The following is a 21833-nucleotide window of genomic DNA, read 5'->3' as shown; positions in this document are numbered from 1 at the left end:
ACACATATGCTGGGATCTGACGAGGGCTGAGCAAGACTTCAACACCCGGCCGCCACCGGGGCCGAAGGAAGGTCGACCAATGAGCACGCTGCACAAGTTCAAGGCGTACTTCGGCATGGTTCCGCTCGAGGATTACGAAGACGACTACGTCGACGATCGCGCCCCCCGAGGCGTAGACGAGCGCGGTGCTCGCCGGCCCCGGCCCCGTGACTACTCCGACCGCGACGGCTACGTCGACCGCTACGGCGAGGATCGGTACGGCGCAGGCCGTTTCGAGGATGTCGACTACCCCGAGCCCGCCTACAAGTCCCCGTACAAGCCGGGTTACTCGGTGTCGCGCCGCGACGACTACGTCGACGAGCCCTACGGCGACTACGACGCGCCCCGGCGGCCCACGCGGATCGAGTCCGCTCCGTCGGGCCGGTTCCGGGCGGGCGGGAGCGCGCCGCCGCTGCGCGGTGCGACACGAGGCGCGCTCGCCGTCGATCCCGACGCCGAGGAGCGCAGGCTGGAGGAGCGCGTGCGTCCCGAGCCCGCCCCGGTGCGGCGGCCCGGGATCTTCGAGGACGGAGGCCCCTTGTCCAAGATCACGACGCTGCGCCCGCGCGACTACAGCGAGGCCCGGATCATCGGCGAACGCTTCCGTGAGGGCAATCCGGTGATCATGGATCTGGTGGATCTGAGCAACGCCGACGCCAAGCGGTTGGTCGACTTCGCCGCGGGTCTCGCCTTCGCGCTGCGCGGATCGTTCGACAAGGTCGCGACGAAAGTGTTCCTGCTCTCACCGGCCGATGTCGACGTATCGGCGGAAGAACGCAGGCGCATCGCGGAAACCGGCTTCTACAACCAGAAATAAGGTCGTGATCTGGGGGGTGGAGCAGACCTGGCGCCGGTTGTGCGGCGCGGTCATTTTGCGCGAAGCGATTTTTACGGCAGAGTGAACGGGTGGCCTTGTTCGCGGTGCTGTACTTCGTACTGTTCATCTTCTGGCTGTTGCTGATCAGCCGGGTGATCGTCGAGTTCATCCGTAGCTTTGCCCGAGACTGGCGTCCTACCGGTGTCGTGGTCGTCGTCCTGGAGGTGATCTTCACGATCACCGATCCCCCGGTGAAACTGCTGCGGCGGTTGATACCCCCGGTGTCGCTGGGCGGAATTCGCCTGGATCTGTCGATTATGGTCCTGCTTTTCATTGTCTTCATCCTGATGTCGATCGTGGGCAGGCTCGGGCAACCGGTAGCTCCGGTGTGACAGAATGGGCCGTGAAGACAGCTTGCTAGATCTGCTAGATCTCCAAAAGACGCGTGAAGGGATCCTTCCATGCCGCTGACCCCAGCCGATGTGCACAACGTCGCGTTCAGCAAACCGCCGATCGGGAAGCGTGGCTACAACGAGGACGAAGTCGACGCGTTCCTGGATCTCGTGGAGCAGGAGCTCTCGCGCCTCATCGAGGAGAACGCCGATCTGCGCCAGCGGGTCGCCGAACTGGACGCGGAACTGGCCGACGCCAAGAAGAACCGCGGCCCGGCCGTGGCGAACACCGTGAAGGCGCCGATTCCGCAGGCCCCGCCGCCTCCGCCGGAACCGATCAAGCCGCCGGTGCCCGCCGCGCCGCCCGCTCCGATGCCCGCCGCGCCGGTGGCCAAGGACGCGCCCGGCGCGGACGCCAACCTGCAGGCCGCCAAGGTGCTCAGCCTCGCCCAGGAGATGGCGGACCGGCTGACCAGCGATGCCAAGGCCGAGGCGGAAAGCCTGCTGTCGAATGCCCGGGCGAATTCCGAGCGACTGGTCGGTGACGCCAGGACCCGGTCGGAGGCCATGATCGCCGACGCCCGCCAGAAGTCGGACGCGATGTTGTCGGACGCGCAGAGCCGCTCGGACAGCCAGCTGCGCCAGGCCAAGGAGAAGGCCGACGCGCTGCAGGCGGACGCCGAGCGCAAGCACACCGAGATCATGGCGACCATCACGCAGCAGCGCAGTGTGCTGGAGAGCCGGATCGAGCAGCTCAAGACGTTCGAGCGGGAGTATCGGGTGCGCTTGAAGTCGTACCTGGAGTCGCAGCTCGAGGAGCTGGAGAACCGTGGCTCTGCCGTCCCGGTCGACGGCGGCGACGCCTTCGTGGATGCCAACACGGCGAACAACCTCGCGCCGGCGTCCTTCGCCAAGGGCGGCAAGTAACGCGTCTCGCCCCAGCACAGCAGTTCGCATACCGTTAGAGGAACTGTCGAGCCGCCCGGCATGCCTTGGGGGTCATCATGCTCGTCTTGACACTCGTCCTTGCCGCGATCGGCTTCGCCCTCCTCGTGGCCGCGCTCACCACCGGATCGGTGATCTGGGCGTGGGGCTGCATCGTGGTGTGCGTCATCGGCGCGATGCTCTTGCTGGTGAGTGCTTTGTCCATGCGGAGTCCGGATGGTGATTCCCCGCCGCCTCCTGGTCGTCATGCCAAACGCTGACCTGCCTGACAAAGTGAGTTGACCGCTCCGGCTAGAATCAAACATGAATACGGCGTCGATCCGGCCATCACCGGGGAGTCTTCGGAAGAACGGCGGCACGGCCTGCGGGCCGGGCGCTCAGTAGAACCGAACGGGTGAGCCCGTCACAGCTCAGGAATGAGAGGTCCGGTGTCCGCCACACCGGACAAGCGGGGTGGTACCGCGGTTTCGGCGCACCGGGCGCCGTCGTCGTCCCCGTGCCAACGACTCGGCACGAGGAGACGTATCCGCCATGGCGGACCAGACTTCCAGCAACAGCGCGTACCCGCGCGTCGACCTGAGCGTCGGCAACGGGGCGTCGTTCCCCGAGATGGAGCGCCGCGTGCTCGACGCGTGGGCGGCCGCCGACACCTTCCGCGCCAGCATCGAAAACCGTTCCGGCGCAGCGGAATTCGTCTTCTATGACGGGCCGCCCTTTGCCAACGGTCTGCCGCATTACGGACATTTGCTCACCGGATACGTCAAAGACCTCGTTCCGCGTTTCCAAACCATGCGCGGCAAGCGGGTCGACCGGCGATTCGGCTGGGACTGCCACGGACTGCCCGCCGAAATCGAAGCCGAAAAGCAGCTCGGTATCACGGACAAATCACAGATCGATGCGATGGGCCTCGCGGAATTCAACGCGGCCTGCAAAACGTCGGTGTTGCGCTACACCGGGGAATGGCGCGACTACGTCACGCGCCAGGCCCGCTGGGTCGACTTCGACAACGACTACAAGACGCTGGACACCGACTTCATGGAGTCGGTGATGTGGGCGTTCAAGACGCTGTACGACAAAGGCCTGATCTATCAGGGCTTCCGGGTGCTGCCCTACAGCTGGTACGAGCAGACGCCGTTGTCGAATCAGGAAACCCGCCTGGACGACGCCTACAAGATGCGCCAGGACCCGGCCGTGACCGTCGACATGGCGTTGCGCGTGCCGGCCGAGCATCCGCTGCACGAACTCGACGGCGCCAACGCGCTGATCTGGACCACCACGCCGTGGACCCTGCCGTCCAACCTGGCGATCGCGGTGCACCCCGACGTCCGCTACGTGCACCTGCGCGGGGCCGACGGCAAACGCTATGTGCTCGCGGCCGAACGGGTCTCGCACTACGCGCGGGAGTTCGGCGAGGAGCCGGAGGTGCTCGCCGAGTTCGACGGCGCCGCGCTGGCCGAGCTGTCCTACGCGCCGCCGTTCGACTTCTTCGTCGGTCACCCCAACGCGCACCGGGTGCTCACCGCCGACTACGTGACCACCGACTCCGGCACCGGCATCGTGCATCTGGCGCCCGCCTTCGGTGAGGAGGACATGGACGTCGCCTCCGCGCACGGCATCGAGCTGGTGCAGCCGCTGGATCCGGGCGGCAAGTTCACCTCCATGGTGCCGCCCTACGAGGGCCTCATGGTGTTCGACGCCAACCCGGTGATCATCAAGGATCTCAAGGCCGCGGGAAAGTTGTTGCGGCACGAGACGATCGAGCACTCCTACCCGCACAGCTGGCGCTCCGGGCAGCCGCTGATCTACATGGCCGTGCCCTCCTGGTTCGTCGCGGTCACCAAGTTCCGCGACCGCATGGTCGAACTGAACAAGCAGATCACCTGGGTGCCCGAGCACATCCGCGACGGCCAGTTCGGCAAGTGGCTGGAAGGCGCGCGGGATTGGAACATCAGCCGCAACCGGTACTGGGGCAGCCCGATCCCGGTATGGGTGTCCGACGACCCGGCCTACCCGCGCGTCGACGTGTACGGCTCGCTGGACGAGCTGGAGCGCGATTTCGGCGTGCGCCCGGCCGACCTGCACCGTCCGATGATCGACGAGCTCACCCGGCCGAATCCCGACGACCCGACCGGCAAGTCGACGATGCGCCGGGTGCCGGAGGTGCTGGACTGCTGGTTCGAGTCGGGCTCGATGCCGTATGCCCAGGTGCACTACCCGTTCGAGAACAAGGAGTGGTTCGACAGCCACTTCCCGGGCGATTTCATCGTCGAGTACAACGGGCAGACTCGCGGCTGGTTCTACACGCTGCACGTGCTGGCGACGGCTCTCTTCGACAGCCCGGCGTTCAAGACGGTTGCCGCGCACGGCATCGTGCTCGGTGACGACGGCCTGAAGATGAGCAAGTCCAAGGGCAACTACCCGGACGTCAACGAGGTGTTCGACCGGGACGGCTCGGACGCGATGCGCTGGTTCCTGATGAGTTCGCCGATCCTGCGCGGCGGCAACCTCATCGTCACCGAGCGCGGCATCCGCGAGGGTGTGAGCCACGCGCTGCGCCCGTTGTGGAACGCGTGGACGTTCCTGCAGCTGTACGCGTCGAAGCCCGGAGTGTGGCGCACCGATTCGCCGCACGTGCTGGATCGCTACATCTTGGCGAAGCTGGCGCGCACCAGGGATGTCATCACCGAGGCGCTGGAGACCTACGACATCGCGGGCGCCTGCGAGGAACTGCGCTCGTTCGCCGACGCGCTGACCAACTGGTACGTGCGTCGCTCGCGCTCGCGGTTCTGGAGTGAGGACCGCGACGCGGTGGACACCCTGCACACGGTGCTCGAGGTGGTCTCCCGGCTGGCTGCGCCGCTGCTGCCGCTGATCACCGAGGTGATCTGGCGCGGGCTGACGGGCGGCGACTCGGTGCACCTGGCCGACTGGCCGAAGGAGGGGGAGCTGCCGGACGATCCGGAGCTGGTCGCCGCCATGGACGAGGTACGGGTGGTGTGCTCGACGGTGCTGAGCCTGCGCAAGGCGCAGAACCTGCGGGTGCGGCTGCCGCTGGCCGAGGTCACCATCGCCGCTGCCGACGCCGAGCGGCTGGCGCCGTTCGCCGACATCGTCGCCGACGAGGTCAACGTCAAGAAGGTGGACCTGACCACCGATGTGGACACGCACGGCCGCTTCGAGCTGGTGGTCAACGCCCGCGCCGCGGGACCGCGCCTGGGCAAGGACGTCCAGACGGTGATCAAGGCGGTCAAGGCCGGTGAGTGGTCCGAGGACGCGGACGGTACGGTCCGGGCGGCCGGCATCGCCCTGCTGCCCGAGGAGTACACCCAGCGCCTGGTCGCGGCCGAACCGGAGTCGACCGCGGCGCTGCCGGGCAACGCCGGTCTGGTGGTGCTGAATTCGGTGGTCACCGAGGAGCTGGAGGCCGAGGGCTGGGCGCGGGACCTGATCCGCGACCTCCAGGAGACCAGGAAGTCCGCCGGGTTGGACGTCTCCGACCGCATCACCGTGGTCCTGGACGTTCCCGCGGACCGGGCCGAGTGGGCGCGGACCCACCGTGATCTGATCGCGGGCGAGATCCTCGCCACGACGCTGACCTTCGGCGACGCGGGTTCGCAGGCTGCCGATCTGGTCGGCGGTGTGCGCGCGAGGATCGCGAAGGCCTGAGCGCCGGGCACCGGGTGAATCGGGGCGGAACCTGGGGGGTTCCGCCCCGATTGCTGTTCCGAACGGCCTTGTGCCGCGCGGGCGGACCGCGGCAGCGATCGGCGAAGGTCGTGCGGCGCCTGCCTAACAGAGGTGATGTCCTCGGCCGGGCCGGACACGGTCGGCTTGCTCCCCGACATTTCGAGGTGTCCGTGGCGTCGGTCCGGTCGCGCATCGTGCGCTATCGAAGGGCAAATCGATGGCAAGGCGCGATCGACTTCCCGCGCCGCCCTCTCGGCATTTCTAGTGATATAGATCACATGCTGATAGTTTGCTGATTCCCGACAAATCGCCGATATCCCAGGCACAATCTGCCATGTCGCTGCTGTTACCCAGGTGATCTCCGGGGCGGCAGTTTCTCTTTTCGGCGTGTCGTACGTGGAATTTGGCCGTGCTGGAAACAGGTCCGGCGCGGGTGGCCGCGGCTCCGTATCGGGGACCGCTGTCGATGCCATGTGTTAGCCAGGCTGCCGATCGGTGGCCAAGTCAACTGCGCCCATGGAAGGGGCGAGCACGTGCCGAGAAAATCGTTGCACCGCATCGCACTCGGATTCCTGCTCTCGATCATCGCAATCGTTCTGCTCGCCGGACCCGGCTGGGCCGACACCGGCAGCGCCTCCGGCAGCGGGCCGGGTAGCGCTTCCTCCGGTTCGGCCTCGGGTAGCGGTCCCGGTGGCGACTCCGGCAGCGCCAGCGGCTCGGGCATCCTGCCGGTGCCCAGTGTGTTCGGCGTCGGCGCGCTGGCCGCGGCGACGACGCAGATCGGCAAGCCGTACGAGTGGGGCGGGACCGGCCCCAACAGCTGGGACTGCTCGGGTCTGGTGCAGTGGGCCTACCGCCAAGTCGGCGTGAGCATTCCGCGGACCACCTGGCAGCAGGCCAAGGCGGGTGCGCCGGTCCCGATGGGCTCGCTGTCGCTCGGCGACGTGGTGGTGCTGAATCGGGATGGCTCGCACGTCGGTATCTACGCGGGTAACGGACAAGTACTCAACGCGTACGACTGGGGCGTGCCGGTGGGCTACACCCCGCTCGACGAATTCGACATCTACGCCATCCGCCGCTTCTGAGCACGCACCCGTCGAGGGCAGGCGACGCGATCGCGGCTGCTTCCGGGATGGCACGGCCCCGACCAGCAGTGTGGTCGGGGCCGTGCCGGCTCGGCGCTGCCCGGCGAACAGTCGACGCCAGATGCGCGTCGTCCTGGTACAGGTCCGCCCGGGCGCGGCTGCGAAATCGCGCGAGAGCGACGTCGGCCGGGACCGAGCACCAGACCTCCACGGCGCGTGTGGCACCGGAGTATCGCGATGCCGTTCGCGGCGTACCGCGTGTCACGAGGCTTGAACCACCAGGAGTCGACCACGACGACGCCGGATAACGCGGCGGCCGGTCGGCAGCCCGCTGTTCGGTGGTGCCGCGATTCCTGCCGCCGGCACTCCGGCCGAAGATCACCGGAAGTCACGTCGAGGACGACGGCCTCCCGTCCTGGTAGGCGGACGGTCCCGCGGCGGTTGCCGTCGGTCGAGCCGGGCCGCGCTGCCGGTTCGGTCGCCGTGGCGGTGCGGCCCTGAGGTCACCGGTCGAGGCCGTCGGCCAGGTCGCGCAGCGAGGGTCCGTACTGCGGATGGGCCAGGGCGGAGGCGAATTGCGCCACCAAGTAGTCGGCCGGGTTACCGGTGTCGTACCACCGGCCGCGGATCACCTGGCCGAAGACCGGGTTGTTCGCCGCGTGCACGTTGATCGCGTCGGTGAGATACACCTCACCGGTGCGGTGCTCGTACCACGCTTCGGTCTGCCTGCGCAGTTCCTCGATGATGCCGGGCGTGACGACGTAGCCGCCGATCGCGGCGAAGGACGACGGCGCGTCCTTCGGCTTCGGCTTCTCGCGCAGCCCGGTGATCCGCAGCAGGCCGCTGCCGTGGTCGTCGGCGACCACCGGCACGCCGTAGCGCTGCGACTCGGCGGGGTCCATCGGCATCAGCGCGAGGACGGGCGCCCCGGTGGCCTCGTAGGCATCGATGAGCTGCTGGGCGCGCGGCACCTCGGCGACGAACACGTCGTCCGGCCACAGCACCAGCATCGGCTCGTCGCCGAGGTTACGGGCGGCGTTGAGCACGGGGGTGCCGTTGCCGTACGGCCCGTGCTGGTCGAGGTAGGTGATGTGGCCGAGCCGGGACAGCTCGCCGACCTCCTCGACCGCGTCGGCGAAGGCGGTTTTGCCGTCCGCGCGCAGCTGGGCCACCAAGGCGGGGTTGGGGCGGAAGTGGTCCTGGATCAATGATTTTCCGCCGCTGACCACGATGGTGATGTCGGTGATGCCCGAAGCGACCAGCTCACGGACCGTGTGCTCGATGACCGGCTTGTCGCCGACCGGCAGCATCTCCTTGGGGATCGCCTTGGTCAGCGGAAGCAGCCGGGAGCCGATACCGGCGGCCGGGATGACGGCCTTGCGGATATTCATGGGTCCGATCATCACATATCGGACCGCGTGCCCGGCTCCGCGCCCACGGCACGTCGGCGGGTGTTTCGAGACTGTCGCGTACATGGTCCGCCGGGGGAAAGGGGCAGATCACAGCCGTAGTGACGGGGCGAAGGGGCCGCCGCGGCCGAGCCGGAGCCGACGCCGATACCGGCAGGTAACCGACAGCTAGCGCACAGCCATCCGACAGCGTCGCCGCCTGCTCCGGTTGTCGGTGGACGGGCGTACATTGCACCCGTGCGTACCGAGAAACCGATCGTCGAGCGGGTGATCGCACGGCCGACCGGGACCGGGACGGCACGCGGCGACGGCGCGGTGCCTCCGCGGCATCATCCGGTGCTCGCCGACGCGGACAGCGCCGCTCGGCGTTGGGTGCTGCACATAGATATGGACGCGTTCTTCGCCTCCGTCGAACAGCTGACCCGGCCGACGTTGCGCGGCAGGCCGGTGCTGGTCGGCGGGATCGGCGGGCGCGGGGTCGTGGCCGGCGCCAGCTACGAGGCGCGGGTGTTCGGCGCCCGGTCGGCGATGCCGATGCATCAGGCGCGCCGGTTGGTGGGTGTCACCGCGGTGGTGGTGCCGCCGCGCGGAGCGGTCTACGGCGTGGTCAGCGGGCAGGTCTTCGACGCGCTGCGCAGCCGGATCCCGGTGCTGGAGACGCTGTCGTTCGACGAGGCGTTCGGCGAGCCCGCCGAACTGGCCGGCGCGACGGTCGCCCGGGTGCACGCGTTCTGCGAAGAACTGCGCGCGGTGGTGCGCGAACGGACCGGGTTGACCGCCTCGGTGGGCGCGGGCACCGGAAAGCAATTGGCCAAGATCGCCTCCGGCCTGGCGAAACCCGATGGGGTTCGAGTGATATCGCCGGTCGAACAGCCGCGCCTGCTCGCGGGGCTGCCGGTTCGCAAACTGTGGGGCATCGGGCCGGTCGCGGAGAGCCGGTTGCGTTCGCTGGGCATCGAGACCGTGGGCGCCTTCGCGGCCCTGCCGGAAGCGGAGGCCATGTCGATTCTCGGCGGCAGCGTGGGCGCGGCGCTGCACCGGCTGGCGCGCGGCATCGATGACCGCCCGGTGGCCGAACGCACCGAGGCGAAGCAGATCAGCGCGGAGACCACCTACGAGACCGACATCGTCAGCCTCGCGCAGCTGCGTCCGGCCATCGAGGAGATGGCCGCCGCCGCGCACCGGCGCCTGACCGGCGACGGGCGTGCGGCGCGCACCGTGGTGCTCAAACTGAAGAAGTCCGATATGAGCATCGTCACCCGCTCCTTCACACTGCCCTACGCCACCGAGGACCTGGCCACCCTCGCCGCCGCGGCGCAGCGTTCGGCGCTCGACCCGAGGGAACTGGGTCCGATCCGCCTCGTCGGCGTCGGCTACGGCGGTCTGTCGACCGTCCGGCAGGAATCGCTGTTCCCCGAACTGGATCGCGGACCGGCCACCGAGATCGCCACGGTGGAACCCGAATCCGAGCCGGCGCACTCCGCCGACCTCGACGCTGCCGCGCCGGTCCTGCCCGTCGCCGTCTGGCATCCCGGTATGGACGTCACGCACCCCGAGCACGGCCACGGCTGGGTGCAGGGCTCCGGGCTCGGCGTCGTGACCGTCCGCTTCGAAACCCGGTCCACCGGTCCGGGTCCCGCGTACACCTTCGCCGCCGACGATGCCGCGCTCACCCGGGCCGATCCGCTGGGCAGCCTGCTCTGACGGGCGCAGCCCGCGGCTCGACATCGCCCGGCCGGGCGCGTACGTTCGCTGCCGACGACCATCGACGGTCCGTGTGGATCCGAGCGGCGCCGCCCGGTGCCGGTAGCCTGGGACCTCGTGCAGCGCCGCCGGTTCGGGGGCGGCTGCCACGGTGGAACCCGACACGGACCTCTCGAACGCAAAGGACGAGCAGTTGAAGCTTCGTAAGACTGGACGCATCGCGATCGCCGGGCTGGCCATCGTCGCCGCGCTTGGCCTGACCGCCTGCGGTGGCGACGACAAGGACAGCAAGCCCGCCGCCAAGACGTCGACCAGCGCCAAGGCGTCGGCGACCGCGAGCGCGAACCTGCCGCCGGTCCCCACGCCCGCGGAGCTGAACACCGCCCTCGCCCGTGCGCTGGATCCGTCGGTGCCCGCCGCCGAGAAGCTGGACAACGTCCAGGGCGCCGAGGCCGATCCGACGCTGCCGGACCGCCTGTCCCAGGCCGCGTCGGGCGCCGACGTGAAGATCGAGGTCACCGACGTCACCTCGTTCGGCGACAGCGTGAACGCGAAGGCCAAGTTCATCCTCAACGGCCAGGAGAACATCGTCGACGTGCCGTTCGTCGCCGACAACGGCAAGTGGAAGATCCAGAAGCAGTGGGCCTGCACCATGTTGACCAACCTCGGCCAGCAGTCGGCGGCCTGCAGCTGAGTTCACTCGACCGGCCGGTCGCCGCGCTCTTCTCGGCGACCGGCCGGTCGTTGTGCGTAATGCTCTGCCGCAACGAGTAATTCGCGCGCCCCCAGCGCCGGCTCGCTGTCAGAGCATGCGCAGAATCGCGTACATCGAGGTGGCTTGCGCGTACAGCTCGCCGTCTTCGGCGCCGATCAAGCGGGCCTCCGCGCTGGCCGTGGTGGAGCCGACGTGGATCGCGGTCCCCGTGCAGCGCAGCCTGCGCGCATCGCCGCGCACGGCACGGTGGATGTCGATACCGATCTTGACCGAAGTGGAACGAGTCCCGCTCGCCAATCGCGTCAGCACTGCCGCGCTGAGGGCCGATTCGAGCAGTGTCGCCATGAAGCCGCCATACATCCCGCCCGCCGGGCCGAGCAACTGATCGCCCGGCTCGCCCTCGAACACCACGGTCCCGTGGCCGACCTGGGCCAGCCGGAAACCGAGTGCGCTCAGGATCGGCGCGCTCGGGAAGCGTCCGTCGAGCGTTCCTTGCAGGATTTCCCGTCCGGTCATGCCGAGCAGGTCGTGAGTGGTCTCGGCCGGTGGCTGCCCGGTGTCGGTACGGGGGCGAAGGGGTCTGAGCGCGGTCATGTGTCGACGCTACGAGGAAGCCTGAGCCCGCAGAAGCGTCGGATCCGACACTTTTGCGACCATTTCCGACGAACTCTTTACAGTCTGTGCACCTTCAAGTCGGGCATCGCGTCGTAATCGCCGTCCTGTGTGACGATCGGGATGTCATGGGCCAGTGCAGTCGCGGCGATCCAGCACTCGTTGATCGGCACTTTGCGTCCGGCGGCCCGAAGGCGGGCAACCAGCAGCGCCCAGTGCTCCGCGACAGTCTCATCCACTTCGAGTGGCTGAAATCGTTGTGCCAGCTGATAGGTCGCCAGCCGGCGTGCCGACACTTCGGGGCTCGAAGCCCGCAGTACGCCAAGGCGCAGTTCACCCAGGGTGACCGCGGAGACGCCCCATTCGTACCCGTCGAACTGTGCCGGATCGAAACGTTTCGCCTCGAGACCGATGAATATCGACGTATCGGCCAGCGCGCGTTGACTGTTCACCACGGCAGGTCGTCCGTCGTGTCGGTCAGGGTCTCGCGTGATTCATCTCGGAGACCCGTGGTGTCCGGGCCTAGGCGAACCAGTTCGCGAAGAACTTCCGAGGCGGGCACCCACTGACGCCGCCGAGATATCGGAATGATCTTGGCGACCGGCCGGTTGTTTTTGAGAATTTCGATCTCTTCGCCGGCCTCGACGCGACGTAATACCTCGGCGGTGTGATTTCGCAGGTCACGAGCGGGTAGCGCAGTCATGCTACAAGCGTAGAACATCTGCTACAGTCGTAGCAATCATCGCCGTCAGGTGGCCATGCCGGACTGCGTTTCGTTCGCGTGAGCGCCGGATTCTGCGGTGGCGGTGCGCGAGGTGCGCCGCGCACGCCGGGCGCGTAACAGGGCGTCGGCGGTGAATATCGCCAGCGCCGCCCAGATGAGGGTGAAACCGGCCCAACGGGAGGCGGGCATCGGCTCGTGCGCGACCGCGACGCCCCAGGCCATCTGGAGCGCGGGGGTGAGGTATTGCAGCAGGCCCATGGTGGACAACGCGACGCGCTGGGCCGCGACGGCGAACAGCAGGAGCGGAACCAGGGTGACCGGTCCGGTCGCCACCATCAGGGCGGTATGCGCGGGGCCGGAGGCGAATTCGCTGTGCCCGGCGAGCGCGAGAGCGATCGCGAACGCCAGCGCGAAGGGTGCGGCGACGATGCCCTCGGCGGCGATGCCGCGCAGCGCGTCCAGCGGGATCACCTTCTTCACCAGGCCGTAGGTGGCGAAGGAGCAGGCCAGGGCGAGGGCGATGATCGGTGGTCTGCCGTAGTCGACCGTGAGCACGGCCACCGCGGCCGCGCCGAGCCCGAGGGCGGCCCATTGGGCGCCGGTCAGCCGTTCGCGAAAGAGCACCACTCCGAACGCGACGGTGACCAGCGGGTTGATGAAATATCCGAGCGCGCATTCCACGACGTGGCCCGAGGTGACCCCGTAGACGTACACGCCCCAGTTGAGCGCGATCGCGGCGGAGGCGACGGCCGCCAGACGCCAGACGCGGGCACCGATACCGCGCAACTGGCGGATCCGCCCGCTCACGGCGAGCACCGCGAACACGACGACCAGCGTCCAGATGATCCGCTGCGCGACCACTTCACCCGGACTGGCGAAGGCCAGCAATCCGAAGAACGCGGGGAACAGTCCCCACAAGAAGTACGCGCTCGCTCCGAACGCTACACCGGGGATGGACCTGCTTCGCCGCACGATCACGAACGTAGTTGTCCCGTAGCCTTGCGGTCATGTCGATTACCGTGCAGGCGTCCGGCGCCACCGGACTGACGGCGGCCGAAGTCGAGCAACGCCGCCGCGACGGTCTGACCAACGACGTCCCGGACCGGGCGAGCCGCTCGGTCCGCGACATCGTGCGCGCGAACGTCTTCACCCGGATCAACGCCATCCTCGGTGTGCTCTTCGTGCTGGTGCTGGCCACCGGATCGATCATCGACGGCATGTTCGGCCTGCTGATCGTCGCCAACAGCGCGGTCGGCATCATCCAGGAGATCCGCGCCAAACGCACCCTGGATCAGCTGGCCATCGTCAGCCAGGCCAAGCCGACCGTCCGCCGGGACGGCACGGCCGTCGAGGTGGCGCCGCACGAGGTGGTGCTCGACGACCTGATCGAGCTCGGTCCGGGCGACCAGATCGTGGTGGACGGCACGGTCGAGGAGTCCGCGCAGCTCGAGGTGGACGAGTCGTTGCTCACCGGTGAGGCCGATCCGATCGACAAGGCCGCAGGCGCCACGGTGATGTCGGGTAGCTACGTGGTGTCCGGGTCGGGTGCGTACCGAGCGACGAAGGTGGGCCGCGACGCCTACGCCGCGCGGCTGGCCGAGGAGGCGAGCAAGTTCACTCTTGTGCACTCCGAGCTGCGCAGTGGCATCGACAAGATCTTGAAGTTCATCACCTACCTGCTGATCCCCGCCGGCTTGCTGAGCATCTACAACCAGTTGGTCTCCAGCGGGGAGTCGTGGCGGCCCGCCGTCACCGGCATGGTCGCCGCGCTGGTGCCGATGGTGCCCGAGGGACTGGTGCTGATGACGTCGATCGCGTTCGCGGTCGGCGTGGTGCGGCTGGGCCGGCGTCAGTGCCTGGTGCAGGAGCTGCCCGCGATCGAGGGGCTGGCCCGGGTGGACGTGGTGTGCGCGGACAAGACCGGCACGCTGACCGAGAACGGCATGCGCTTGTCGGACCTGAAGACACTGGCCACCTTCGACGACACCGAGGTGCGCACCGCGCTGGCCGCGCTGGCCGCCGACGATCCGCGCCCGAACGCGAGCGTGCAGGCGATCGCCGAGGCCCTGCCGGACGGCCCCGGCTGGCAGCGCACCGCGGTCGCGCCGTTCTCCTCGGCCAAGAAGTGGAGCGGCTGCTCCTACGGCGAGCACGGCGACTGGCTGCTCGGCGCGCCGGACGTGCTGCTCGATCCGGGCTCCGCGGACGCGCGGGTCGCCGAGGAGCTCGGCGCCTCCGGTCTGCGCGTGCTGTTGCTGGCGCGCGGTGACCGTCCGGTGGACGCGGCGGACGCTCCCGGCGTGGTCCGGCCCGCCGCGTTGGTGGTGCTGGAGCAGAAGGTGCGGCCCGACGCTCGCGACACACTCGACTACTTCGCGAGCCAACACGTGGCGATCAAGGTGATCTCCGGCGACAACGCCGTCTCGGTCGGCGCGGTGGCGTCCTCGCTGGATCTGCCGGGCGGCGAGCACCCGATCGACGCGCGGAAGTTGCCGGAGGACCACGACGAACTGGCCGACGCGCTGGACGGCAACACCACCTTCGGCCGGGTCCGCCCGGACCAGAAGCGCGCCATGGTGGCGGCACTGCAGTCGCGTGGCCACACCGTGGCGATGACCGGCGACGGAGTCAACGACGTGCTCGCGTTGAAGGACTCGGACATCGGCGTGGCGATGGGCTCGGGTAGCCCCGCGACCAGGGCGGTAGCGCAGATCGTTCTGCTGGACAACAAGTTCGCCACGCTGCCGTACGTGGTCGGCGAGGGGCGCCGGGTGATCGGCAACATCGAGCGCGTCTCGAATCTGTTCCTCACCAAGACCGTGTATTCCGTCCTGCTCGCCTTCTTGGTCGGCGTCGCCGGAGTCGGTTCCCAGATCTTCGACTATGAGCCCATCGGGTATCCGTTCCTGCCGCGCCACGTCACGATCGCGGCCTGGTTCACCATCGGCATCCCGGCGTTCATCCTCTCGCTCGCACCCAACAACGAGCGGGCCCGCACGGGCTTCGTCGGGCGCGTGATGAGGTTGGCCATCCCGTCGGGCGTGGTGATCGGCGCGGCCACCTTCGTCGCGTATCTGATCGCCTACGCGGGGCCGGATGCCACCGAGGAGCAGAAGATCCAGGCGGGCACCACCGCGCTCATCACGCTGATCATGATCGCGGTGTGGGTGCTGGCCATCGTCGCGCGGCCGTACGTCTGGTGGAAGGTGGTGCTGATCGCGGTGTCGGTGGCGGCGTACGTCTTCTTGTTCACCGTCCCGTTCACCCAGGAGTTCTTCAAACTCGACCCCTCCAACCTCAGGCTCACCGGCGCGGCGGTGGCCTGCGGCGTGGTGGGCATCGTGCTGGTCGAGGCCGCGTGGTGGGTGAGCGCGGCGCTGCTCGGCGACGAGCGGCAACTGCTGCCCAGTTCGCCCGGCGGGGCCGTCTGACAGACTGGACGCCTGACTCGCCGCGCCACGAGAAGCCTTGTGCGAAGCGGGCATTCAGAGTTGGAGTACCTTCTGGAGATTATGGAGGTACTGCTGCACCAGATCGACGCGTTCGCCGACGCACCGTTCTCGGGCAACCCGGCCGCGGTGATGCCGCTCCCGTCGTGGCTGCCGGATGCGTTGCTGCAACAGCTGGCCGAGGAGAACAACCTCGCCGAAACCGCGTTCTACACCTCGCGGTTACCTCCCGAGGCGGGCGTGCCGCCGGGCGAGTGGCCCGCCTTCCACCTGCGGTGGTTCACGCCGACGGTGGAGGTGGCGCTGTGCGGGCACGCCACCCTGGCCAGCGCCGCGCAGATCCTGGTCGACATGCATCCCGGCGAGGACCGGGTGAGCTTCTACACGCGCAGCGGCTGGCTGCACGTCGACCGCACCGACGACGACGAGTTCGTGCTCGACCTGCCGGTCGTGCCGAGCATTCCGGTGCAGCCCGATCCGGCGCTCGTCGCGGCGCTGGGCGTGCGTCCGGTGCGCGCGTATTCCGGCACCGACGAGGTGATCGTCGTGGCGACCGAACAAGAGGTGCGCGATGCCGCGCCGGTGCTGTCGGCGTTCCCCGCGCTGCCGCGCGCCGCGATCGTCACCGCGCCCGGCGACTCGGTCGATTTCGTCTCCCGGTTCTTCGGCCCTGGCGTGGGTGTCCCGGAGGACCCGGTGACCGGATCCGCACACGCGCAGCTGGTTCCGCTGTGGAGTGAGCGGCTCGGGCGCACCGAACTGCGGGCCCGGCAGCTCTCGCGCCGGGGCGGCAGCCTGCGCTGCGAACTGGCGGGCGAGCGGGTGCTGCTGTTCGGGCGGTGCCGCCGCTACCTCGACGGCGTCGTCACCTTGCCGTACTGAGCGCGCGGGCGCTCACGGCTGTGGGACCGGTCCGTCGTCAGGGCCGGGCGCGACGACGTCCCGGTACTCGGGCAGCAGCGGGGCCACCGCGAAGCCGCCCGCCACCGCGTCGGCGGGCAGCGCCTGGACCGCGCGGATGCCGTCGCGCCCGGCCAGTTCCCGCAACCGCGCCGGGGAGCCGCGGACGACGAGCCCGACGACACAGCCGCAACCGTCCCGCAGCCGGGCGGCGGAGAACGCGACCACCGCGGCGGCGCGATCGTCGGCGGGGCGGGGGAGCAGCCAGGCCGCGTCGCGCGCCGAATCCACCACGGCGGCAACGCCTTCCGGGACGGGCACGGCGACCAGCGGCGTCTGCACACGGTCGATCGGCACCCGGAAGAGCACTTGGGCGACGCGCAAGCCGTCGCTGTGCGCGGGGATCCGGCCGGGAACGAGGGGTTCGGTGAACGACACCAGCGCCCAGCGCGGTTCGTCGCCGCCCGCGTTCAGCGAATCGCGCGATCGGGCGAGGTAGTCCGCGACCTGCTCACCCTGATCGGGTCCCAGCCGGTCGGTGGACACCGCGGGGCGATACGGCGGCTGCAGCGCCCCGAGGGCATAGATCAGCACGATCAGCGCGAGCGCCGCCGCACCCAGGACGATCGCGCGCCACGGCGGCACCCGGCGGTCAGGCATCGCGCAGGACGTCCAGCGCGTGTCTCAGGTCATCGGGGTACTCGCTGGTGATCTCCAGATAGCGGCCGTCGGCGGGATGCTGGAAGCCCAGCGACCGGGCGTGCAGCCATTGGCGTTGCAGCCCGAGCCGCTCGGCCAGGCGCGGGTCGGCGCCGTAGGTGAGATCACCGCAGCACGGGTGGCGGATCGCGGAGAAATGCACCCGGATCTGATGGGTGCGGCCGGTCTCCAGATGGATGTCGAGCAGGCTGGCCGCGTGGAACGCCTCGACGGTGTCGTAGTGGGTGACGCTGGGCCGTCCGTCGGCGGTGACGGCGAACTTCCAGTCGTTGCCGCGGGCCCGGCCGATCGGGGCGTCGATGGTGCCGCTGCTCGGATCCGGGTGTCCCTGCACCAGGGCGTGATACCGCTTGTCGACGGTGCGCTGCTTGAACGCGCGCTTGAGCACCGTATACGCGTGCTCGGACTGCGCGACCACCATCACTCCGGAGGTGCCGACGTCCAGGCGGTGCACGATGCCCTGCCGTTCGTGGGCCCCCGAGGTGGAGATGCGATAGCCGGCCGCGGCGAGGCCGCCCACGACGGTAGGGCCGGTCCAGCCGACACCGGTGTGCGCGGCCACGCCGACCGGCTTGTCCACCGCGACGATGTCGTCGTCGGCGTAGAGGATCTTCATGCCCTCCACCGGTTCGGCCTCGATGGTCAGTTCCCGCTTCGGCTCCGGGAAGATCACCTCGAGCCACGCCCCGGCGGTCAGCCGGTCGGACTTGCCCGCGGCGATGCCGTCGAGCTGCACCGAACCCTCCTCGGCGAGCGCGGCCACCGCGGTGCGGGACAGGCCGAGCAGCCGGGCCAGGCCCGCGTCGACGCGCATGCCGTCGAGCCCGTCGGGGACGGGCATGGTCCTGGTCTCCCTCATGCCGCGCTGCCCTCGCTCGCGCCGCCGGTCTTGCCGTGGCCCACCCGGGTGCCGTTCGGTTCGAAGCCGAGCACGGTGAGCACGACGAGCAGGATCGCGCCGCACACGATGGCGGAGTCCGCCACGTTGAACACCGGCCACCAGCCGACCGCCACGAAGTCCACCACGTGTCCCTGCAGCGGGCCGGGCGCGCGGAACAGCCGGTCCACCAGGTTGCCCAGCGCCCCACCGAGCACCATGCCCAGTCCGATCGCCCACCACAGCGAGCGCAGGGTGCGGCCGATGCGCACCACACCGATGACGACGGCGGCGGCGACCAGGGTCAGCAGCCAGGTCATGCCGGTGGCCATGGAGAACGCCGCGCCCGGGTTGCGTACCAGGCTCAGGCGCGCGAAGTCGCCGACGATAAATACCGGCTCGCCCGGTGTCAGTTTCGCCACCGCGATGGTCTTGGTGAGCAGATCCAGCCAGAACACCACCGCGGCGAGGACGAGCAGCGTCCGCAGGCGCTGGGGGGGAGCCGACGTGGTCGTCGGATCGGCGGTGTTCGCTGGGTTTTCCTCGGGCGGCCGGTCGTCACTCACACCGACCATCATCTCTCGAGCGGAATCGGGCCCGGTGCGCGCGTCCGATTGCCCGCCCGGCGCACGTGCTTCGCGGGCACGCCGAGGGGCGCAGCCGGACATCCCAGCTGACACTCAGGAAGCGGTCGTACCCTGATGCTCGTGACGGTGTTGTCTTCCCCCCGCCTTCATCGGAGCGCCGGCTTCGCACGGAGCGCGCGCTCGGGTGTGCTGCTCATGGTGCTCGCGCTCGGGCTCTCGGCCTTCGGCGTCGGTTGCGGTGACGGCGCCGAGTCGACCGGCGAGGCCGACGGAACCGAGCCGCTCGGCATCGGCAAGGAAGTGACCGTGCCGATCGCGGCCGCGGTGGCCACGGTCGAATCGGCCGGCGCGGAGCCCCGCTCGCTGCTGCGGCCGGAGTATCCGGCGGGCACTGTGCAGCGGGTCACGCTCTACACCGCCCACCACATCGAGCAGCAGATCGACGAACAACCAAAGCGCGACTTCTCCACCCCCGCGCTGACCATCCCGATGACCGCGCAGACCACCGCCGAGGGCATCGACCTGACCCTGGGCACGGTCACCTCGCCGGACCCGACGATGGCCAAAGCGCTCACCAAGATCGGCGGCTCGCACGCGGGCTTCGACCTCAGCGATCTGGGCGCGATCACCGCGCTGCGTCTGGAGCCGGCGCCGGACGCGTCCAACACCGCCCGCGCAGCGCTGGAGCAGGCGTTCTACCAGGCCGTCTACCGGTCGATCGCGTTCCCTGACGAGCCCGTCGGCGAGGGGGCGGTGTGGACGGTGCGCCAAGAGGTGAGCAGCGGCGTCCTGCTCGACCAGGTGACCACCGCGACGCTGAGCAAACGCGACGGCGACCGGCTCACCATCGAGCTGCACGTCACCCAGAAGCCCAAGTCGCCGGTGTGGCACCTGCCGAACAACGCGGGCACGCTGGACATCCGGGACTACGTCATGCAGGGCGCGGGCACCATCACGGTGGATCTCGGTCTGCCGCTGCCGGTGGCCGGGTCCATCACCGTCGGCGGTCACCAGGCCTACCGCGATCCGAACAGCGACAGCACGCTGCAGCAGACGATCGATACGCAGGTGTCGTGGGCCGAGTGAACCGGGCGTACGGCCTGCCGATCGTGGTGGCGTCCGTCGCTGTCGCGGTGGGGTGCGGGTCCTCCGGGTCTGCGGAGAAAGCGCCGGAGCTGTCGCCGCTGGGGCCCGCGGTGACCGCTGCCCCGGTGACGTCCGCACCCGAAACCGACTCCGGGGTGTTGGCCGCACGGCTGCTCGGTGACGCGGACCTGCCGCCCGGCTTCACCGCCCTGCCGCCGCGCTCCGATCTCGGGACCACCCCGGCCGGCGCGTCGGCGACGAATCCGGCGGAATGCGCGAAAATCCTCAGTCCGCTCGGCGCGCAATACCCCGGCGCACTCGCCCGGGCCGCCACGCAATACGCCGGGCCGAATTTCTCCAGCATCGATATCGATGCGGCGAGTTATCCGCAGGAGGCGCTGGCGGGCGCGTTCTCGGCTGTGCAGGAGACCCTGCGCCGGTGCACGCGCTATTCCGGGGACGACGCCACCGATATCGCGGTGGACTACCGGATCGGCGGACTCGCCCGGCCCGCTACCGGCGCGGCCGCCACCGCCTTCCAGGTCCGCGCCACCAGCGAAGGACTCACCCTGGGCTCGTCGGTCGCGATCGTGCAGGTGGGAAGCACGTTGTTACAAGTGGCGGTGACCGCACCGGAGGCGGTGGACCCCGGTGTGCTCGGCGCGCTCACCGCGGCTCAGGTGCGCCGCCTGCAGGGTGTCGCGGGTCCCTGATTTCCGAAGATCCGGCCAATTGCGCCCCTCGCCGGAATAGGCTCGGCATGGTCCGACACAACGCCTCGACCGGAGGTTTTCCATGTCTGATGTCAAACCCGTTCCCGACGGATACCCGGTGGTTTCGCCGGGGCTGGCGATCGACGGCGCGGCGGCGGCGATCGATTTCTACAAGAACGTCTTCGGCGCCACCGAGCGCATGCGGATGCCCGGTCCGGACGGCAAGATCGCGCATTGCGAGTTGATGTTCGGCGATTCCGTCGTGATGCTCGGCGATCCGGCGCCCGAGATGGACTTCCTCGATCCCAAGACGGTCGGCGGCACCCCCGTCAACCTGTACGTGTACGTCGAGGACGCCGACGCCGCCTTCGCCGCCGCACTGGCCGCGGGCGCCAAGGAACTCACACCGATGACCGACCAGTTCTACGGTGATCGCAGCGGCGCCTTCGAGGATCCGTGGGGGCACCGGTGGACCGTGGCCACCCATGTGGAGGACGTGCCACCCGACGAGATGGACCGCCGGATGGCCGACTTGTTCGGTGGTTCCTGAGCCGGACGGCTCATCCGGCGACCACCGAACCACCGGCGACCCGGACGCTCTTCGGCGCGAGCGGACGCGTGGCCGGGCCGCCGACCACCGTGCCGTCCAGCGCGAACTTGCTGCCGTGGCAGACGCAGTTGATGGTGCCGCCGGACACCGTCGCGACCTTGCAACCGGCGTGCGTGCACACCGAGGAGAGCCCGACGAAGGTGCCCGCGGTGGGCTGGGTCACCACGGTGTCGCCGACGATCACGCCGCCGCCGACGGGGATGTCGGCGGTCTCGGCGAGCGCGTTCGCGGGTCGATCCGCCTCGATCGGCCGGTCTCCCGGAGCGGTCGATGCGGTTTCCGGCGCGGAATCGCCCTTGCCGTAGGCGGTGCAGGCGGTGACCGCCGCCGCGGCGGCGATACCCGCACCGGCGATGACCACCCTGCGCCGGGTGCGGAGTTGTTCGTCGAATGTCATGTCGCGTTCCGTTCCGAAGACGAGGCCGTGGTGCGGCTGTGCGGCGCGGCCGGCGTTGCGCCGGTGCCGCTTTCCGTCTCGTCAACGGAGCAGGCCCGTCCCGCGGTTCAATTCGGTGTGCTCGAACGTCGCTGTCCGGCGTGTCGTGGCCGCGGTGGGGAGGGTACGGACGGGCCGAGGAGGGCGAGCGGCGGACCCGGACCCCCTCATCTGTCGTGGCCGGGTCCGCCGCTCTGCGTGGTTACCCGCGGGCGATCGATTCGAACACCTTCGGGTCGAGGAGGGTGGAGGTGTCGCCGAGTTCGCGTTTTTCGGCGATGTCGCGGAGGAGGCGGCGCATGATTTTGCCGCTGCGGGTTTTGGGG

22 protein-coding genes are annotated in these 21833 nt (G+C 69.2%); 13 read left to right on the top strand and 9 right to left on the bottom strand.

All coding sequences use genetic code 11. The features are described 5' to 3' along the window. Positions 1–79: 79 nt before the first annotated feature. The 6 genes from ACWEKR_RS14915 (at position 80) to ACWEKR_RS14890 (ending at position 6965) form a co-directional block, all read left to right on the top strand. Positions 80–856 (top strand): cell division protein SepF, encoded by a 777-nt coding sequence (locus ACWEKR_RS14915; RefSeq protein ID WP_195090677.1) that lies wholly within the window; start codon positions 80–82, stop codon positions 854–856. 89 nt (positions 857–945) lie between these two features. Beyond that, positions 946–1248, top strand: coding sequence for a YggT family protein (locus ACWEKR_RS14910; protein ID WP_039797136.1), 303 nt, complete (start codon positions 946–948; stop codon positions 1246–1248). A gap of 69 nt (positions 1249–1317) precedes the next feature. Continuing rightward, on the top strand, positions 1318–2175 hold the full coding sequence (wag31, locus tag ACWEKR_RS14905) for a DivIVA-like cell division protein Wag31 (RefSeq protein ID WP_159840403.1): 858 nt from the start codon (positions 1318–1320) through the stop codon (positions 2173–2175). A 77-nt stretch (positions 2176–2252) separates the two neighbouring features. Further along, a complete protein-coding gene (locus ACWEKR_RS14900; RefSeq protein WP_084488747.1) occupies positions 2253–2453 on the top strand; it encodes a hypothetical protein in 201 nt (66 codons plus the stop codon). Between the two features lie 271 nt (positions 2454–2724). After that, positions 2725–5859, top strand: a complete 3135-nt coding sequence (gene ileS / locus ACWEKR_RS14895) for an isoleucine--tRNA ligase (RefSeq protein WP_452354931.1) — start codon at positions 2725–2727, stop codon at positions 5857–5859. 554 nt (positions 5860–6413) lie between these two features. Beyond that, positions 6414–6965, top strand: a complete 552-nt coding sequence (locus ACWEKR_RS14890) for an NlpC/P60 family protein (RefSeq protein ID WP_452354930.1) — start codon at positions 6414–6416, stop codon at positions 6963–6965. Positions 6966–7468: 503 nt separating this feature from the next. Here ACWEKR_RS14890 and ACWEKR_RS14885 read toward each other — a convergent pair. Continuing rightward, a complete protein-coding gene (locus ACWEKR_RS14885) occupies positions 7469–8356 on the bottom strand; it encodes a UTP--glucose-1-phosphate uridylyltransferase (RefSeq protein WP_201297972.1) in 888 nt (295 codons plus the stop codon). Between the two features lie 405 nt (positions 8357–8761). On the opposite strand from ACWEKR_RS14885, the gene ACWEKR_RS14880 reads away from it, so the two are divergent. Further along, positions 8762–10078, top strand: a complete 1317-nt coding sequence (locus tag ACWEKR_RS14880) for a DNA polymerase IV (protein WP_452355129.1) — start codon at positions 8762–8764, stop codon at positions 10076–10078. A gap of 193 nt (positions 10079–10271) precedes the next feature. Further along, positions 10272–10772, top strand: a complete 501-nt coding sequence (locus ACWEKR_RS14875) for a hypothetical protein (protein WP_195090679.1) — start codon at positions 10272–10274, stop codon at positions 10770–10772. Between the two features lie 108 nt (positions 10773–10880). Here ACWEKR_RS14875 and ACWEKR_RS14870 read toward each other — a convergent pair whose 3' ends face one another. The 4 genes from ACWEKR_RS14870 to rarD all read right to left on the bottom strand — a co-directional run bounded on the left by ACWEKR_RS14870 (position 10881) and on the right by rarD (position 13104). After that, positions 10881–11387, bottom strand: coding sequence for a PaaI family thioesterase (locus ACWEKR_RS14870; RefSeq protein ID WP_452354929.1), 507 nt, complete (start codon positions 11385–11387; stop codon positions 10881–10883). Positions 11388–11464: 77 nt separating this feature from the next. Next, positions 11465–11857: a PIN domain-containing protein gene (locus ACWEKR_RS14865; protein ID WP_452355128.1), complete on the bottom strand. Its 393-nt coding sequence runs from the start codon at positions 11855–11857 to the stop codon at positions 11465–11467. Continuing rightward, positions 11854–12108, bottom strand: a complete 255-nt coding sequence (locus tag ACWEKR_RS14860; protein ID WP_452354928.1) for a type II toxin-antitoxin system Phd/YefM family antitoxin — start codon at positions 12106–12108, stop codon at positions 11854–11856. Before ACWEKR_RS14860 ends, ACWEKR_RS14865 begins: the two co-directional genes overlap by 4 nt. Positions 12109–12153: 45 nt before the next feature. After that, positions 12154–13104, bottom strand: a complete 951-nt coding sequence (rarD, locus tag ACWEKR_RS14855; protein ID WP_452355127.1) for an EamA family transporter RarD — start codon at positions 13102–13104, stop codon at positions 12154–12156. Positions 13105–13136: 32 nt separating this feature from the next. Between rarD and ACWEKR_RS14850 the strand changes: the two genes are divergently transcribed. Both ACWEKR_RS14850 and ACWEKR_RS14845 read left to right on the top strand, forming a co-directional pair. Next, positions 13137–15560, top strand: coding sequence for a cation-translocating P-type ATPase (locus ACWEKR_RS14850; RefSeq protein ID WP_452354927.1), 2424 nt, complete (start codon positions 13137–13139; stop codon positions 15558–15560). A gap of 81 nt (positions 15561–15641) precedes the next feature. Continuing rightward, positions 15642–16460, top strand: coding sequence for a PhzF family phenazine biosynthesis protein (locus tag ACWEKR_RS14845; RefSeq protein ID WP_452354926.1), 819 nt, complete (start codon positions 15642–15644; stop codon positions 16458–16460). A 12-nt stretch (positions 16461–16472) separates the two neighbouring features. Here ACWEKR_RS14845 and ACWEKR_RS14840 read toward each other — a convergent pair whose 3' ends face one another. Genes ACWEKR_RS14840 through lspA form a run of 3 tightly spaced genes read right to left on the bottom strand, consistent with a single transcriptional unit; the run spans position 16473 to position 18653 of the window. Beyond that, positions 16473–17138, bottom strand: a complete 666-nt coding sequence (locus ACWEKR_RS14840) for a hypothetical protein (RefSeq protein ID WP_452354925.1) — start codon at positions 17136–17138, stop codon at positions 16473–16475. Continuing rightward, the gene (locus ACWEKR_RS14835; RefSeq protein WP_159840413.1) at positions 17131–18057 is read right to left on the bottom strand and encodes an RluA family pseudouridine synthase; all 927 of its coding nucleotides are present in this window, start codon (positions 18055–18057) and stop codon (positions 17131–17133) included. The genes ACWEKR_RS14840 and ACWEKR_RS14835 overlap by 8 nt, the downstream gene beginning before the upstream one ends. Further along, positions 18054–18653 (bottom strand): signal peptidase II, encoded by a 600-nt coding sequence (gene lspA, locus ACWEKR_RS14830; protein ID WP_452354924.1) that lies wholly within the window; start codon positions 18651–18653, stop codon positions 18054–18056. Before lspA ends, ACWEKR_RS14835 begins: the two co-directional genes overlap by 4 nt. A gap of 123 nt (positions 18654–18776) precedes the next feature. Here lspA and ACWEKR_RS14825 point away from each other — a divergent pair, with 123 nt between their 5' ends. The 3 genes from ACWEKR_RS14825 to ACWEKR_RS14815 all read left to right on the top strand — a co-directional run bounded on the left by ACWEKR_RS14825 (position 18777) and on the right by ACWEKR_RS14815 (position 21011). Further along, on the top strand, positions 18777–19748 hold the full coding sequence (locus tag ACWEKR_RS14825) for a hypothetical protein (protein WP_452354923.1): 972 nt from the start codon (positions 18777–18779) through the stop codon (positions 19746–19748). Then, positions 19736–20461: a hypothetical protein gene (locus ACWEKR_RS14820; protein ID WP_452354922.1), complete on the top strand. Its 726-nt coding sequence runs from the start codon at positions 19736–19738 to the stop codon at positions 20459–20461. Before ACWEKR_RS14825 ends, ACWEKR_RS14820 begins: the two co-directional genes overlap by 13 nt. A gap of 82 nt (positions 20462–20543) precedes the next feature. Beyond that, complete coding sequence (locus tag ACWEKR_RS14815) at positions 20544–21011, top strand: VOC family protein (protein WP_195090696.1); 468 nt, start codon at positions 20544–20546, stop codon at positions 21009–21011. Between the two features lie 10 nt (positions 21012–21021). Here the strand turns inward: ACWEKR_RS14815 and ACWEKR_RS14810 are convergent, their stop codons facing one another. Continuing rightward, positions 21022–21468, bottom strand: a complete 447-nt coding sequence (locus ACWEKR_RS14810; protein ID WP_452354921.1) for a Rieske (2Fe-2S) protein — start codon at positions 21466–21468, stop codon at positions 21022–21024. Positions 21469–21833 lie beyond the last annotated feature (365 nt).

It is taken from the genome of Nocardia sp. NPDC004573 (assembly GCF_053602135.1).
Note: the sequence above shows the minus strand (reverse complement) of the source record. Positions and strands in the feature narration are given on the sequence as shown.

Bases quoted from the DNA above. Each gene is read 5' to 3' on its own strand.
- ACWEKR_RS14885 (WP_201297972.1), bottom strand. From the start codon at position 8,356: ATGAATATCCGCAAGGCCGTCATCCCGGCCGCCGGTATCGGCTCCCGG.
- ACWEKR_RS14900 (WP_084488747.1), top strand. From the start codon at position 2,253: ATGCTCGTCTTGACACTCGTCCTTGCCGCGATCGGCTTCGCCCTCCTC.
- ACWEKR_RS14825 (WP_452354923.1), top strand. From the start codon at position 18,777: ATGCTCGTGACGGTGTTGTCTTCCCCCCGCCTTCATCGGAGCGCCGGC.
- lspA (WP_452354924.1), bottom strand. From the start codon at position 18,653: ATGATGGTCGGTGTGAGTGACGACCGGCCGCCCGAGGAAAACCCAGCG.
- ACWEKR_RS14870 (WP_452354929.1), bottom strand. From the start codon at position 11,387: ATGACCGCGCTCAGACCCCTTCGCCCCCGTACCGACACCGGGCAGCCA.
- ACWEKR_RS14860 (WP_452354928.1), bottom strand. From the start codon at position 12,108: ATGACTGCGCTACCCGCTCGTGACCTGCGAAATCACACCGCCGAGGTA.
- ACWEKR_RS14845 (WP_452354926.1), top strand. From the start codon at position 15,642: ATGGAGGTACTGCTGCACCAGATCGACGCGTTCGCCGACGCACCGTTC.
- ACWEKR_RS14915 (WP_195090677.1), top strand. From the start codon at position 80: ATGAGCACGCTGCACAAGTTCAAGGCGTACTTCGGCATGGTTCCGCTC.
- ACWEKR_RS14880 (WP_452355129.1), top strand. From the start codon at position 8,762: ATGGACGCGTTCTTCGCCTCCGTCGAACAGCTGACCCGGCCGACGTTG.
- ACWEKR_RS14835 (WP_159840413.1), bottom strand. From the start codon at position 18,057: ATGAGGGAGACCAGGACCATGCCCGTCCCCGACGGGCTCGACGGCATG.
- ileS (WP_452354931.1), top strand. From the start codon at position 2,725: ATGGCGGACCAGACTTCCAGCAACAGCGCGTACCCGCGCGTCGACCTG.
- ACWEKR_RS14850 (WP_452354927.1), top strand. From the start codon at position 13,137: ATGTCGATTACCGTGCAGGCGTCCGGCGCCACCGGACTGACGGCGGCC.
- ACWEKR_RS14840 (WP_452354925.1), bottom strand. From the start codon at position 17,138: ATGCCTGACCGCCGGGTGCCGCCGTGGCGCGCGATCGTCCTGGGTGCG.
- wag31 (WP_159840403.1), top strand. From the start codon at position 1,318: ATGCCGCTGACCCCAGCCGATGTGCACAACGTCGCGTTCAGCAAACCG.
- ACWEKR_RS14810 (WP_452354921.1), bottom strand. From the start codon at position 21,468: ATGACATTCGACGAACAACTCCGCACCCGGCGCAGGGTGGTCATCGCC.
- ACWEKR_RS14815 (WP_195090696.1), top strand. From the start codon at position 20,544: ATGTCTGATGTCAAACCCGTTCCCGACGGATACCCGGTGGTTTCGCCG.